Below are 14,569 nucleotides of genomic sequence, written 5' to 3' on the forward strand. Positions count from 1 at the left end.
GCCTACCTCCATGGATCAGAAAATCTGAAGCAAACTGTCACTTCATTTCGTTTGATTGAAAACCGAGATGGGCGGATAGTCAACCTCACAAGCCAACGAGTGAAAGGAAAAACGCCATGGATACGCAGAAATCATACGCGAACGGCGCCGATCTCGCCGTTACGGTTCGTGGAAACGGATTTTACTACGCAATACGGCGCTTCGTGGGCGACGCGATCGAAGCCCGCCGCCGGCGCAATGCGGCCCGCCACACGGCCGAGGAACTGGCGCAGCTGCCGCCCTACCTCAAGGACGACATCAACTGGCCGGCCGTTGCCAACCATGAGGAACGCTGATCAATCCAATCAAATATATTCGTTTGATTGATGCATGAGGTTGCGACATAGTCACGATCAAGGTCGCGACCTTTCGAAACCTCCCAAGCTCGAAAGGACCCTGAAATGGCAATAGCATTGGAACATCGTCCGGTACGGCGTGCGTCTGGCACCCGTCACGCCGGCAGCCTGTCCCGTCCCGTCCGGGATGCCTTCGAACGGATCGTCTCCGCCTGGCGGCGCTATCGCACCGAGCGCGAGCTGGAAGGCCTGTCCTTCGACCAGCGCAAGGACATCGGCTTCCGTTCGTGGGACAAGACCACACGATGACGGACGACTGTAGCGGCAACCCGCCAAAGGAAGACGACGCCGAACACCGCCGGAGCTGACGTCAAACGTCCCTCCGGCGGTTTTTTTCATGGCCGCAGGATCGGCACCTTTGGCGCCACCGTTTCCGGCAGGATGCCCGTCACCCGCGGATCGTCGAAGACCTCCACCTGGCGCTTCACGGGCGTGAAGCCGGAGCGGATATAGAATGACAGGGCCTGCGGCGCGTCGAGCGTGCAGGTATGCACCCAGAAGCGGCGGATCGGCGGATGTCCCTCCCGCGACCAGGCCCGCGCGATCGCCCGGTTCATCAGCCAGCGCCCCGTTCCATTGCCGATGATCGCCGGCGTCAGGCCGAAGAAGGCGAGCTCGCAGACGCCCGCCTCGCGAAAATCCAGCTCCAGCAGCCCCTCGCCCCGCCCGTCCTTCATCACGGCATGGACCTCGACATCCGGGTGATGGAGGATTTCGGCGAGATCGGCCTCGGGCATGGCAAGGCGCGAGGCCCAGAGCCATTCGGCACCGATGCGGCCGTAGAGGTCGCGATACCAGGCGATCTCCGGCCGGGCGATGCGCTCGAGCGTGATGCCGGCCTGTTCGGGATCGGCGCGCTCGGGCGGCGGTGCCCGCATTTCAAGGCAGGTCACCACGGCGGCGAGCTTGCCCGCCGGCACATCCGAATATCCATCTGGCAGCATCGACATCACCCTGCAAAAATCCTGCTTCCTATGTCGCGAGGCGGGCCTGGTTGTCAAACGGAACGACGCGGTTCCCGTGTATCGGGGCAAGCTGTCGCAATCGGACGATGCCGGCGGCAGGGTCGCAAATGTGCAAGTGCGAAGGCATGGACACAATTCCGCCGGAAGGCACTGGCATTTCAGCGATACGCAGCGGGATTCAGTCGTAACCATCCCTTTCGGTGTCGCAAAAATACTAGCGCGCCTGCCGGACAGCCTGCAACGATTGCGACATCGCGCCTCCAGCATGGACACTCCGATGAACAAGCCAAACGTCAAGAAGCGCTCTCTCGTCTTCTTCCTGGTGCCCAACTTCTCCATGCTGCCCTTCTCGGCGGCGATCGAGACCCTGCGCATCGCCAACCGCATGCTCGGCTACGAGGCCTATACCTGGCGTCTCGCCTCGACGGACGGCCAGCAGGTGCTCTCCTCCAGCGGCATCGGCATCGAGGTGAACTCCTCGCTCGCCGACGAGCGCAAATATCTCGGCGGCGAGAACCGCCCCTCCATGGTGCTGGTCTGTTCCGGCATCTATGTCGAGGACTTCTCCAACAAGTCGGTCAACGCCTGGCTGCGCGAGGTCTACAACCGCGGCATCGCCGTCGGCTCGCTGTGCACCGGTGCCCATGTGCTCGCCCAGGCGGGCCTGCTCACCGGCAAGCGCTGCGCGATCCACTGGGAGAACCTGCCGGGCTTCGCCGAGGCCTTCCCGCAGGCCGACGTCTATGCCGACCTCTACGAGATCGACAGCAACATCTATACCTGTGCCGGCGGCACCGCATCGCTCGACATGATGCTGAACCTGATCGACCAGGATTTCGGCGAGAACCTCGTCAACCGCGTCTGCGAACAGGCGCTGACCGACCGCGTGCGCGGGCCGCACGACCGCCAGCGCCTGCCGCTGCGCGCCCGCCTCGGCGTGCAGAACGCCAAGGTGCTGTCGATCATCGAACTGATGGAGAGCAACCTCTCCGAGCCGCTGTCGCTGCTGGAGATCGCCGACAGCGCGGATCTCTCGCGCCGGCAGATCGAGCGGCTGTTCCGCCAGGAGATGGGCCGCTCGCCCGCCCGCTACTATCTCGAGATCCGGCTCGACCGGGCGCGCCACCTGCTCGTGCAATCCTCGATGCCGGTGGTGGAAGTGGCGGTCGCCTGCGGCTTCGTCTCCGCCTCGCACTTCTCCAAGTGTTACCGTGAACTCTACAACCGCTCGCCCCAGCAGGAGCGCGCCGAGCGCAAGCTGACGCTGTCGGCCATCGCCCGCTGACCGATTAGAGCAGTTCCAGCAAAAGTGCGAAGCGGTTTTGCTTCCGGAACTGCGGCGAAACAAAAGGAGGGAGCTGTTTCGCGATCCGGAGAAAAGCGGGAATGCTCCAGGCCCCGCCGCGGCGGGGCTCAGCTTGCCAGCGCGCTCATTAGCGACAGTTCGGAGAAGACCCGGTTCCGGCCGGCATGCTTGGCCATGTAGAGGAACTGGTCGGCGGCGTTCAGGTAGTTGTCGAAGGTTTCCCGGCCGGAAATCGCCGCAAGGCCGGCAGAGACGGTGATCGTCAGGGGCTCGCCGTCCGCATTGATCGGCTGTGCCGCCAGTTCCAGGCGCAGCCGCTCGCAATAGTCCAGCGCCCCTTCCAGTTCCAGGCCGTGGAAGATGATGCCGAACTCCTCCCCGCCGAGCCGCGCCAGGAGGTGGCGGTCGCCGACCCGGTGCTTGAGCCGGCGCGAGACGGCCTTCAGCACGATGTCGCCGACCTCGTGGCCATAGGTGTCGTTGAGGCGCTTGAAATGGTCGATGTCGAGGATGGCGATCGACATGGGCTCGCCCCGGCGCAGCGCCTGGTCGACGAGCCGCGGCCCCGCCTCGAAGAAGTAGCGGCGGTTGTAGATGTCGGTGAGATAGTCTCGCGCGGCGATTCGGTGCAGCGACTGCACGCGCTTCTGGATTGCCGCGACGTGGAAGATGCGGCTGTTGAACTCTTCGACGAGGAACGGCTTCTGGATGTATTCATCGCCGCCGGCGCGCAGGAAGCGGGCGGCCACCATGCGGTCCTCCGAGGTCGACAGGCCGACGACCCGCACGGCATCGTCGCCATGGCGCTGGCGGATCTCGTTCAGGAGGTCGAAGCCGTCCATGTCGGCAAGCGCGAGATCGCACACCACCATGTCGATGCCGCCATGCGAATCAAGCGCATCGAGCGCCGCCGCCCCGCTTTCGACCGCGATGATCTGGAAGCGTTGCTTGGCGATCAGGTTCACCTGCCGCTGCAGGCTCTCCGGGTCGGAATCGACGACGAGCACCTGCGTCTTGCCGCTCGTCAGAATGCGGTCAACGGCCAGCACCAGCTGCTGGATCGCCGACGGATTGTCCTTGACGACATAGTCCAGCACGTTCTTCGCGAGGATCTGGTCCCGGGTCGCATCGCTGAAGGAGCCGGTGAAGACCAGCGGCGCAATGCCCTTCGAGATCACATAGTCGAGCGCTTCGCAGTTCGGCGCGTCGGGCAGGTTGAGATCGAGCACGGCCAGCACGAATTCCGGCGCATCGCCCTGGAAGATCGCCCGGACCGCGGCCATGCTGGAACAATGGGTGACGCAAAGGCCGAGCTCCCGCTCGAGCCGGTACTTGAGCGCGGTGGAGAACATGCGCGAGTCCTCCACGAGCAGCACCTGCTGGCCGGAATGGCGCAAGAATGCAGGCCCTCGCTGCGGATTTGTATCCACTCCCACGTCGTCCAGTACCCTGATGATGTTCCGGTCTGGAACGCATTACAAACCACCGGTTTTACCAACTGGTTAATCCGGGAAGAAATATCTCACGCTACGTAAGGGACATATCCGGGTGAATCACGAAAATCCTGTGGAGAATCAGGCCGTCAGGCGCCGCTGGGTCGTCTTGATCTGGGTCAGCGTGTCGAGGTTCTGATTAACGCGGCAGTAGAATTCCTCGTCGATGAACGGGCGCATGATGAAATCGTTGCCGCCGGCCTTGAGGAAGCGGGCGGAAAGCAGGCGATCGGTGGAGGACGACACGCCGATGATGCGCAGCTGATGCGACCCGACCGTGCCGCGAATGCGCCGCGTCAACTCGAAACCGTCGATATCCGGCATGTTGTAGTCGGTGATCATCAGGCCGATATCGGGGTTCGCCTTCAGGAGGGCGAGCGCCGCCGAGCCGCTTTCCGCCGCGCTGACGCGGAAGTTGTAGCGCTTGAGGCGCGTCGTCAGCAGCGCCCGGGCCGTCGCGCTGTCGTCGACGATCAGGACGTGATGGTTGTGGTTGGTGAGGAAGCGGCAGACCGATTCGGCCAGCATGTCGACCGCGAAGATATTGTCCTTCAGGATGTAGTCGACGATCTCCTTGGACAGCAGCTGGTCGCGCGTCTTCTGCTGGAACGTGCCGGTGAAGACGATCGTCGGAATGCTGAGGTCGACCAGATAGTTCAGCGCCTCGCCGTTCTCGGCGCCCGGCAGATTGATGTTCGAGATCGCCAGCGTGATCTTCTCGCTGGACTTGTCATAGGCCAGTTCGATTTCCTCGAAGCTGCGGCAAATCTCCACGTCGATGTCGAAAAGCTCCTTCAGGCGCTTGGAGATCATGGATGTGAAGACATTCGAGTCCTCGGCAATAAGGATGCGGTGATGCGAGAGAGACGCGCCGGAATACTGCATCCCGGAAATGCCGACAAATGCCATGGATATGCCTTCGTAATAACGATGTTCCCCAGGTTAAGACGTAGCTGCAACCCTTTGCGAAAGCGTTAAATTTAGAGGGCATGAAAAAGCGGTGGGCGGAACTCTCCCACCCGGCACAAGGCAGTCACGCAAAGAAAAGCGGCGCGGTTGATCTTCCGCGCCGCTGGAAATATCCGCCTCGAAGCTTACTTGACCGAAGCCGAGCCGCCTTGGATCTCGACATTCTCGCCGCCGTTCAGCGCGATCCGGTCACCGTTCGGCAGGGTGAGGAAGCAGCCGGACGGGCAGATCGTCTCCGTCGCGCCGGGCTCGAGCGCAACCTCCATGCGGCTGCCGCCCTCCACGATGACGAGCACCTGGGTGTCGCCGTCCTTGTTGGTCACCGAGGCCGCCATGGCCGGAGCGGACATCGCGGCCGACACCAGCAGCATCATGATCATTCGCTTCATCTCTGCCCGGCGCCTCGGCGCCGCCCCTGTTCACAAGCCCTTGCGGAACACTATCGTTCCGCGCCGGGATTTGCATGTGTTTTATGGGGAAACGGCTGAATGGAGCGTGAATGCGGCGTTCATGTGCCGCAAATCGGGCACGGCGGTCAGGTCTCAGGCCCTTCCTCCGCCGGCTTGCGGCGCCGGCCCGCCGCCGGCCGGCGATTCTCCCGGGTCGCGTGGTCGAGCAGCCTGGTGATGAGATCGGCCCCTTCCGGCGAGATCTTGATCGGCACTTCCGCGGCCGCCGGCGCACCGATAGCGATACCTTCGGCCCGGAACCGTTCGAGGGCGGCGGCCCGCAGATCGGACTTCACGCCCGTGCCGTTGAGGATATCCGCAAGAAAGGCCCGGATCTCGAAATCCAGCGTCGCCGAGGAGAATGCCTGGAAGACCACCGTGGGCTCGGGATTGCGCAGCAGCCCCTGCTGCCCGCGCACGACCTCGGTGAGGATCTCCTGGACCCTGCGTGGATCGTTGCTGGCATGCACGCTGATCGCCATGTCGATGCGGCCGAGCTTGTTGCGATGCGTCCAGTTGCCGACCTGCCCGTTGATCAGCACCGAGTTCGGCACGATCACCGTCTGGCGCTGGAAGGTCTCGATCTCGGTGGCGCGCACGGAGATGCGGCGCACGAAGCCCTCGGTCGTGCCGGCCACCACCCAGTCCCCCACCTTGAACGGCCGCTCGGCGAGCAGGATGAGGCCCGAGACGAAGTTCGAGACGATGTTCTGCAGGCCGAAACCGATACCGAGCGAGAGGGCACCGGCAACGAGCGCGAGGCTGGACAGGTTGATGCCTGCCGCCGATATGCCGACAAGCCCGGCCAGCGCCACGCCGGCATAGCCGACGGCGGTGCGGACGGAATTGCGCACGCCGGCATCGACCTGGCTGCGCGCCAGGACATTGCCGTCCACCCATTTCTGGAACCAGCGGGTGATGAGGAGGCCGGCGACGAAGAGCAGGATGCCCGCGAAGATGCCGATCAGCGAGATGGTGATGCTGCCGATGCGGATTTCCGTGAAGATGCGGTAGGCCCAGGATTCGATGTCGGCGACCTGGAAGCCCCATTGCAGCAGGACGAGCGGCACGAAGAAGACGAAGATCAGCAGATAGATGCTGAGCCCGGCGGCGAGCCCCACCTGATCGAGCGTCACCTGGCCTAGGCCGAAGCGCTCCTCCAGCCGCTTGCCGACCGCCGTTTCGGCAAAGGCATTGGGCGCCGAGACGGCGCGGCCGGAGAGGAAGCCGATATACATGGTCACCACGATCGCGCCCGTGACGACGATCTGCGTGGCGATGAAGCGGGCCATGCCGACATAGCCGAGCAGCGAGGCGAAGATGAGCCCGAGGCCGGTCAGAATCAGGAGGACGAAGATCGACCGCGGCCAGGGCCGCCCCTGCGCGTCGGGCGTTTCCCCCTGGTGCAGCACCGGCTTGATGAAGGCGGTGACGACGAGCAGCGCGCCGATGATGATCGAGGCGAAGAAGCTTTTCACCACCGTCAGCACAACCGGGGAGCCCAGCACCTCGCTGATCGTGCCGAGGAAATAGTCGGCGCCGTTGACGATGGCCATGCTGAAGATCAAGAGCCACAGAAGCTGCGCGCCGCGATCGGACACGCGAACCAGCCGCCAATGTCCGTCACCGGGCGACAGGACCGCATTGGCAAGCTGCGCCACGAAGAAGATCGCCACCATCACGCCCAGCGCGACGGAAGCGATCGGCGCGATGTCGGAGCGCAGCACGTTGAACGTATCGAGGAAGAAATAGCTCGTGCCGGCAAAGGCGCCCACGGCGATGCTCGGCAGGATCGTCGACCAGAAGGCGACGGAAAGCCGCGTGATATAGTGCGGCTTCTGCTGCTGCACGGCACGCGTGATGACGGGGGAAAACAGCCGATAGCCGCCGGAGAGCAGCACGAGCGCGGCCACCAGCGACAGCGCGACGGCGCCCAGAAGCTGCATGCGCTTGAACTTCCAGACGAACTGCAGCCAGGCCGTCGCCGTGCGGCCGAGCGTCGCCGTCTCGTTCGTGAGCGCACCGGAGGCCTCCGTGAAAAGCGCCGTGTTGATGTCGGTGCGCTTGAGGATGGCATCGGTGAACAGCCGCCGGCGGATTTCCGTGATGCGGTTCGAAAGCTTCGTCGCCTCGATGGAAAGGTTTTCCGCCTCCCCGGTCAGCGCGTTGATTTCGTTGCGCTCTGCGGCAAGCTTCTTGCGCTCCTCCACCACGACGGCGGCTTCGGCCGGCGCACCCTCGGCGGGCGGGTCGCCGAGTTCGGTCTGGCGCGCCTTGATCGCCTCCAGCCGCGGCCGCGTCGCGACCGAGATGGCCAGGATCGTCCGGTTCAGCGCTTCGGCCTCGATCTTCAGCTCCACGAGCCGCGCGTCGTCCTCCTTGTACCGCTCCACCCGCTCGCGAATCGCGTTGAGCTGCCCGCTGGCGCGGTCGAGGTCGCTGCTCGCCTGCTCGATCTGCGTCGCGTCGATGGCGGGTGCGGCCGCGGTCTGCGCCCGGGCGGGCGCGGCCGCAAGCAGGAGAACCGCAAGAAGGACGGAGAGAAGGCGGAAGGTCGGCAACAGGCCATCCTCGTTGAACGGAAACAGACGACGCAGCACAGGCATGCGGTTGCGCACCCTTCTAGCCGCGAATGCGGCCATTTTAAATCGGCATGCCCGCGGAACTAGAAGCCGGCGCCCGGCTCGGCGAGGTAAGCCTCCTCCTCCCGAGTCGAGACGCGGCCGAGAAAGGCGTTGCGATGGGGAAAGCGGCCATACTCGGCGATGACGTCCCGGTGGCGGACGGCATAGTCGAGATACATCTCGTCGCCATGCGCCTCGAAGAGCTCGACGGAAAGATCCTGGTCCGCAAGCGCCTCGGAATGTTCGAGCGGCATGTAGAAGAAATGCCGCCGGTCATAGGAAACGGCCTTGTCGGCGCCGACCTCCAGCGCAAGACGCGCCTCGCGCCGGGCGATCCAGTCGGTGGCGAAGGCCAGCGGCGAGGCGCGGTACATGTTGCGGGGAAACTGGTCGAGCACGATGATGGCGGCAAGCCGCGCCTCCGGGCTTGCCCGCCACGGCGCCGTCACCGCCTGCGAAAGGGCGAAATGCGTCTCGGCGAAGGTTTCACGCACATGCGCGTCGAGCGCCGGCGTCGATTGCCACCAGTCCTTGGCCGTCAGCGTCTCGTACCAGAAGTCGACGACCTCCTGCGGTGTCCTGATCCTGCTCTCGCTCATGCCATCCGTCTCCATTCGTCTTGGCGGCAATATGGCGGTGTACGACCGGGTTGCAAGGGGCGGCGTTAGCAAAGCGTTTCCCCTTTTCGTGAGCGCCGCCTTTACCCGGCGGGCGCTAGGCTGCCCGAACGCGATGAAAACGGGACAAACGATGCTGAAATTCACCGGGCTCTCCATGTCCGCCTACCGGAAGACGGGTTTCGACCTGCTCCTCGGACTGGAGGGCTCGACCCGGCGCGCCTATCTCGACACGTCGGCCGATCCGGCACCGACGATCGGCATCGGTTTCAACCTGCGCTACAATCTCGAACCCGTGCTGAAGGCGATCGCCGGCAGCGGCTGGAGCGCGGCGCTGCAGGCCAAGCTGAAGGCCGTCATCGACCAGAGCTATTCCAAAGGCGAGACCGCCCTGCTCAACAGCCGGCTCGACACGGTCATGGCCGACTGGAACGCGACGCGCGATCCCGGCGTGCCGAAGACCTTCGCCTTCTCCTCGAATGCCGAGATCCAGGCGGCGCTGACCGCGCTCTCGCCGCGCTACGAGGCGGCGATCGACACATGGCTCGCCGGCATCCCGAACTCCACCGAGCGCACCGTGCTCTTCAGCATGGCCTACAACGCGCCCTCCCTGCTCGGGCCGAAGCTGAAGGCCGCGATCCTTGCCGGCGACCGGGCGGAGGCCTGGTACGAGATCCGCTACAATTCCAACGGCGGCCATGCGGGCATCGCCAACCGGCGCTATGTCGAGGCCGAGCAATTCAAGCTCTTCGCGAGGGAAGGCACGGCGACGACGGCAGAAGCGCTCGATGCCGGCCGCATGTATGCCGCCCATCGGGAAAAGATCCTCTCCTATGAAAGCCGCTTTGACGCCGATGCCGCCGGCCGCATCAAAGGGTTTTCCGGCATCGATCCGATCTTCGAGGAATATGCCCCCGCCATCGCCCGGCTGAAGGCGGCCCACGGCATCGGCAAGGGCATGGCGCTGGAGGAGCTGCAGGTCGCCTCCGCGACCCTCCGCAATCTCTCGGGTGACGGCACGGCGCATGATTCGACCGCCAACGACGCCGATCTCCTCGTCGGGTCCTCGCACGCCAATACGCTTTCCGGCGGCGGCGGCCATGACGCGCTTCTGGGCCTTGCCGGCAACGACAGGCTCCAAGGCGGCGCAGGCAACGACTGGCTGAACGGCGGGGCGGGTGCCGACCGGCTGACGGGCGGGGCCGGCGCCGACACCTTCGTTTTCCGCAGCGCCGCCGAAATCGGCCTTGCGGCGCGCGACCGCATCACGGATTTCGAACCCGGCCGCGACCGCATCGACCTTTCCGCCATCGATGCCAACGGCCCCGAGGCCGGCCACAGCTTCACCCTTCTTGCGCGGGGAAAGGCTTTCACGGGCGATGCCGGCGAATTGCGCTGGTACGCGACGACGGCAAACGGCAAGGCCGTCACCGTCGTGGAAGGCGACATCGACGGCGACAAGGCGGCCGATTTCCGCCTCGACCTCGACGGCAAGCTGGCGCTCGGCAAAGGCGACTTCCTGCTCTAGTTTCGCCAGAATCGCTGCCGGCCACCCGCCCTCCTCCGTCAAACGCCGCATCGCGGCCGCCCCGCAGGCCCCTGGCGCAGCGGGCGGCGCATTGTCGCGGACCAATGGATACAAGGGCACATATCGGCATGGCCAGCCTGTTCCCCAGGGAACAGCGCGATGCGGACGGTTCAATAGAACAGCGGTTCACCCCGCCGATTGCATGGATCCCCGGCCGCCGGCGGCATGACCATAACGCCCAACCTGCACAGTTCATTCGATGACGAACGAAATTCTGACCATGGGTCTGTTGCTGTGCGCAGGGCACTGGCTGGCCGACTATCCCCTGCAATCGGACTTCCTGGTGAAGGCGAAGGTCGAGGGGCCGCTGCGGGCCTATCACCTTGTCGCCCATGCCGGCATCCACGGCGCCGTGGTGCTGCTGGTGACGGGAAGCGCCCTGCTCGGCCTTGCCGAATGGGTCCTGCACGTCCTGATCGACGAGGCGAAGATCCGGGGAAAGATCAGCTTCGCACAGGACCAGGCCCTCCACCTCCTGTGCAAGCTCGGCTGGCTGGCCGCAAGCGTCGCGCTGACGACACCGTGACGTTCCCGCGCCTTCAGGCCTGCTTCTTCAGGCCCGCGTCGCGGACGATCTCGGCGATCGTGGCGAACTGTGCCGAAAGCGGGTTGCTCTTGCGCCAGACCATGCCGATCGTCCGCGTCGGCCGGGGTTCGGCCAGCGCCGATATGCAGACCGAAGCGGACCGGGTTTCCGTGTCGACCGCCATCTGCGGAATGAGCGTCACGCCGATGCCCGCCCCGACCATCTGCACCAGCGTCGAGAGCGAGCTTCCCTCCATCAGGTCGCGCACCGACGCGGCCCCGATATTGCAGACCGAAAGGGCCTGGTCGCGGAAGCAGTGGCCCTCCTCCAGCAGCAGCAGGCGCATTTCATGCAGCCTGTCGGAACTCGGCACCGGCTTTCCGGCGTCCTCCAGAGGCCGCACCAGCACGAATTCCTCGTCGAAGAGCGCGATCTCCTTGAGGGCCGGCTCCGAAATCGGCAGCGCGACGATGGCGGCGTCGAGCTTTGCCTCCGTCAGGTCCTCGATCAGCCGCTGCGTGATCGCCTCGCGCGGCCGCGGATCGATGCCGGGATAGAACCGCGCCAGCGCCTTGATGATGTCCGGCAGGAGATAGGGCGCGACCGTCGGGATGACGCCGAGGCGGAGGCGGCCGGCGATCGGCCCGTGCGCCGCCCGCCCGAGATCCTCCAGCTCGTCGACCGAGCGCAGGATCGCCCGCGTCCGCTCGGCGAACTCCTCGCCAAGCCCCGTCAGCCGGATGCGCCGCCCGCCCCGCTCGACGAGCGGCACGCCCACCAGGTCCTCCAGCTCGCGGATCTGCACGGAGAGCGCCGGCTGGGAAATCGCGCAGCTCTCCGCCGCCCGGCCGAAATGGCCGATGCGGGCAAGCGCCTCGAAATAGCGCAGATGTTTCATGGTCAGGCCATTCATAACCTGAGCATATCGGAGCCTTTAGTTTTTACAATTGGAGTTTATGACTGGCCTTTGCTACGCCTTGGCAACCCGGAAGACGCTTCACCGCGGCGCCGACCCAAGAGGCGCGCCTGCAAGTTCCCTTCCGGTGTCCTGTCGAATCAAGAAAATCCGTTGGAGGACCAAATGGATACGAAGACGACGACGACCGGCAAGTGTCCGGTCATGCACGGCGGTGCCACCGCCCTCAACAATTCCGTCATGGAATGGTGGCCCAACGCGCTCAACCTCGACATCCTGCACCAGCACGACACGAAGACCAATCCGCTGGACAAGGGCTTCAACTACCGCGAAGAACTCAAGACACTGGACGTGGAGGCGCTGAAGGCCGACCTGCGCGCCCTGATGACGGACAGCCAGGACTGGTGGCCGGCCGACTGGGGCAGCTATGTCGGCATGATGGCACGCGTCACCTGGCATGCCGCCGGCTCCTATCGCGCCGCGGATGGCCGCGGCGGCGCCAATACGGGCAACCAGCGCTTTGCCCCGCTCAATTCCTGGCCGGACAACGTCAACACCGACAAGGGCCGCCGCCTGCTCTGGCCGATCAAGAAGAAATACGGCAACAAGATCTCCTGGGCCGACCTGATCGCGCTTGCCGGCACCATCGCCTATGACGTCGCGGGCCTGAAGACCTTCGGCTTCGCCTTCGGCCGCGAAGACATCTGGGCACCGGAAAAGGACGTCTACTGGGGTGACGAAAAGCAGTGGCTCGCCCCGAGCGACGGCCGCTATGGCGACGTCTCCAGGCCGGAAACGCTGGAAAACCCGCTCGCCGCCGTGCAGATGGGCCTCATCTACGTCAATCCGGAAGGCGTCAACGGCAAGTCCGACCCGCTGGCGACGGCCGCGCAGATGCGCGAGACCTTCGCCCGCATGGGCATGGACGACGAGGAAACCGTCGCGCTGACCGCCGGCGGCCACACGATCGGCAAGTCGCACGGCAATGGCAGCGCGGGCGATCTCAGCCCGGATCCGGAAGCCGCCGGCCCGGAATTCCAGGGTCTTGGCTGGATGAACACGAAGGGCCGTGGCATCGGCCGCAACACGGTCGTCTCGGGCATCGAAGGCGCATGGACCTCCGAGCCGACGAAGTGGGACAACGGCTTCTTCGAGATGCTGTTCAAGCATGAATGGACGCTGACCCACAGCCCGGCCGGCGCATCCCAGTGGGCGCCGATCGTCATTGCCGAGGAAGACAAGCCGGTCGACGTGGAGGATCCCTCGATCCGCACCATCCCGATGATGACCGACGCGGACATGGCGCTCAAGGTGGACCCGATCTACCGCGAGATCTCGCTGCGCTTCAAGAACGACTTCGCCGCGTTCTCCGATGCCTTCGCCCGCGCCTGGTTCAAGCTGACCCATCGCGACATGGGCCCGAAGTCGCGTTACTTCGGCCCGGACGTTCCGGCGGAAGACCTCGTCTGGCAGGATCCGATCCCGGCCGGCCGCACGGACTATGACGTCACCGCCGTCAAGGCGAAGATCGCCGCCTCCGGCCTGTCGGCCGCGGACCTCGTCGCCACCGCCTGGGACAGCGCCCGCACCTTCCGCGGTTCCGACTTCCGTGGCGGCGCGAACGGCGCGCGCATCCGCCTTGCCCCGCAGAAGGACTGGGAAGGCAACGAGCCGGCGCGTCTCGGCCGGGTGCTTGCCGCCCTGGAGCCGATCGCGGCCGTCTCGGGCGCAAGCCTTGCCGACGTCATCGTGCTCGCCGGCAACTGGGGTGTCGAGCAGGCGGCGAAGGCCGCGGGCTTCGACGTCATGGTCCCCTTCGCACCGGGCCGCGGCGATGCGACGGCCGAGCAGACCGATGTGGACGGCTTCGCCCCGCTCGAACCGCTGGCCGACGGTTTCCGCAACTGGCAGAAGAAGGACTATGTGGTGAGCCCGGAAGAGCTGCTGCTCGACCGCGCCCAGCTCATGGGCCTGACGGCACCGGAAATGACGGCGCTCGTCGGCGGCCTGCGCGTGATCGGCACCAACCATGCCGGCACCGCCCATGGCGTCTTCACCGACCGCGTCGGCGCGCTGACGACCGACTTCTTCGTCACGCTCACGGACATGGCCTATTCGTGGATCCCGACGGGCAACAACCTCTACGAGATCCGCGACCGCAAGACGGGTGCCGCCAAGTATACGGCGACGCGCGTCGACCTCGTCTTCGGCTCGAACTCGATCCTGCGCGCCTATGCGGAGGTCTATGCCCAGGACGACAGCAAGGAAAAGTTCGTCAAGGACTTCGTCGCCGCCTGGGTCAAGGTCATGAACGCCGATCGTTTCGATCTGGCCGCCTGACCGGCAGGCCATCCCGCCGGCCGGGATGCCACACGCACACCTTCCCCCGCCTCAGCGGGGGAAGGCTTCAGCAGGAATGCAAGGTCATAAGGCCTGAGCAGTCCCGGCAAAAGGGCGAAAAAGCCGAAACGCCCTACGACGGATTTGCCGGGCTCTTCGGCTGCACGTCCCCCGATTTCGGCTTGCGGCCCTCCGGTGCCTTTCCGGCGCGCTCGCGCGCATGCGCCTCGGGGCCGGCAACGATCACGCCGGGCTTCTTCTCGTCCCGGCGCTTGTCTTCCTTTGACTTCGAAACCTGAGACTTCTTGTCCATGGCAGCCTGTTCTCCCGTTGAAAGATGAGAGACGAACGATTCTGCCGGACACAGGTTCCCTGAGATTC

General features: G+C 65.0%; 14 protein-coding genes. 6 read left to right on the forward strand and 8 right to left on the reverse strand.

Annotation, left to right across the window (positions count from 1 at the left end; genetic code table 11):
* The first annotated feature begins 116 nt into the window (after positions 1-116).
* Together WMC41_RS11155 and WMC41_RS11160 are read left to right on the forward strand one after the other, a co-directional pair.
* A complete protein-coding gene (locus tag WMC41_RS11155; RefSeq protein WP_288077889.1) occupies positions 117-335 on the forward strand; it encodes a hypothetical protein in 219 nt (72 codons plus the stop codon).
* A 105-nt stretch (positions 336-440) separates the two neighbouring features.
* Entirely contained in the window at positions 441-644 is a 204-nt protein-coding gene (locus tag WMC41_RS11160) for a hypothetical protein (RefSeq protein WP_244769495.1), read from the forward strand.
* Between the two features lie 86 nt (positions 645-730).
* On the opposite strand, the gene WMC41_RS11165 is transcribed toward WMC41_RS11160, so the two are convergent.
* Entirely contained in the window at positions 731-1,339 is a 609-nt protein-coding gene (locus WMC41_RS11165) for a GNAT family N-acetyltransferase (protein ID WP_432348182.1), read from the reverse strand.
* 298 nt (positions 1,340-1,637) lie between these two features.
* On the opposite strand from WMC41_RS11165, the gene WMC41_RS11170 reads away from it, so the two are divergent.
* On the forward strand, positions 1,638-2,645 hold the full coding sequence (locus WMC41_RS11170; RefSeq protein ID WP_133032976.1) for a GlxA family transcriptional regulator: 1,008 nt from the start codon (positions 1,638-1,640) through the stop codon (positions 2,643-2,645).
* Positions 2,646-2,773: 128 nt separating this feature from the next.
* Here WMC41_RS11170 and WMC41_RS11175 read toward each other — a convergent pair whose 3' ends face one another.
* From WMC41_RS11175 to WMC41_RS11195, 5 genes are all read right to left on the reverse strand, one after another.
* On the reverse strand, positions 2,774-4,063 hold the full coding sequence (locus tag WMC41_RS11175) for a GGDEF domain-containing response regulator (protein ID WP_272805734.1): 1,290 nt from the start codon (positions 4,061-4,063) through the stop codon (positions 2,774-2,776).
* 177 nt (positions 4,064-4,240) lie between these two features.
* Positions 4,241-5,068 carry a response regulator gene (locus WMC41_RS11180; RefSeq protein WP_244769491.1) on the reverse strand — a complete coding sequence of 276 codons (828 nt, stop codon included), beginning with the start codon at positions 5,066-5,068 and terminating at the stop codon, positions 4,241-4,243.
* Between the two features lie 185 nt (positions 5,069-5,253).
* The gene (locus WMC41_RS11185; RefSeq protein WP_244769490.1) at positions 5,254-5,517 is read right to left on the reverse strand and encodes a hypothetical protein; all 264 of its coding nucleotides are present in this window, start codon (positions 5,515-5,517) and stop codon (positions 5,254-5,256) included.
* Positions 5,518-5,663: 146 nt separating this feature from the next.
* On the reverse strand, positions 5,664-8,138 hold the full coding sequence (locus WMC41_RS11190; protein ID WP_432348185.1) for a mechanosensitive ion channel domain-containing protein: 2,475 nt from the start codon (positions 8,136-8,138) through the stop codon (positions 5,664-5,666).
* A gap of 104 nt (positions 8,139-8,242) precedes the next feature.
* The gene (locus tag WMC41_RS11195; protein ID WP_432348186.1) at positions 8,243-8,800 is read right to left on the reverse strand and encodes a DUF924 family protein; all 558 of its coding nucleotides are present in this window, start codon (positions 8,798-8,800) and stop codon (positions 8,243-8,245) included.
* 151 nt (positions 8,801-8,951) lie between these two features.
* Here WMC41_RS11195 and WMC41_RS11200 point away from each other — a divergent pair, with 151 nt between their 5' ends.
* On the forward strand, positions 8,952-10,346 hold the full coding sequence (locus WMC41_RS11200) for a M10 family metallopeptidase C-terminal domain-containing protein (RefSeq protein WP_432348188.1): 1,395 nt from the start codon (positions 8,952-8,954) through the stop codon (positions 10,344-10,346).
* Positions 10,347-10,605: 259 nt separating this feature from the next.
* Positions 10,606-10,932 carry a DUF3307 domain-containing protein gene (locus tag WMC41_RS11205; protein ID WP_432348190.1) on the forward strand — a complete coding sequence of 109 codons (327 nt, stop codon included), beginning with the start codon at positions 10,606-10,608 and terminating at the stop codon, positions 10,930-10,932.
* Positions 10,933-10,945: 13 nt separating this feature from the next.
* Here WMC41_RS11205 and WMC41_RS11210 read toward each other — a convergent pair whose 3' ends face one another.
* The gene (locus WMC41_RS11210; protein WP_244769486.1) at positions 10,946-11,845 is read right to left on the reverse strand and encodes a hydrogen peroxide-inducible genes activator; all 900 of its coding nucleotides are present in this window, start codon (positions 11,843-11,845) and stop codon (positions 10,946-10,948) included.
* 168 nt (positions 11,846-12,013) lie between these two features.
* On the opposite strand from WMC41_RS11210, the gene katG reads away from it, so the two are divergent.
* The gene (katG, locus tag WMC41_RS11215; protein WP_432348191.1) at positions 12,014-14,188 is read left to right on the forward strand and encodes a catalase/peroxidase HPI; all 2,175 of its coding nucleotides are present in this window, start codon (positions 12,014-12,016) and stop codon (positions 14,186-14,188) included.
* A gap of 133 nt (positions 14,189-14,321) precedes the next feature.
* On the opposite strand, the gene WMC41_RS11220 is transcribed toward katG, so the two are convergent.
* Entirely contained in the window at positions 14,322-14,501 is a 180-nt protein-coding gene (locus WMC41_RS11220) for a hypothetical protein (protein WP_432348193.1), read from the reverse strand.
* Between the last annotated feature and the right edge of the window lie 68 nt (positions 14,502-14,569).

The sequence above is a fragment of the Shinella yambaruensis genome, from assembly GCF_050859155.1.
Classification (GTDB): domain Bacteria; phylum Pseudomonadota; class Alphaproteobacteria; order Rhizobiales; family Rhizobiaceae; genus Shinella; species Shinella yambaruensis.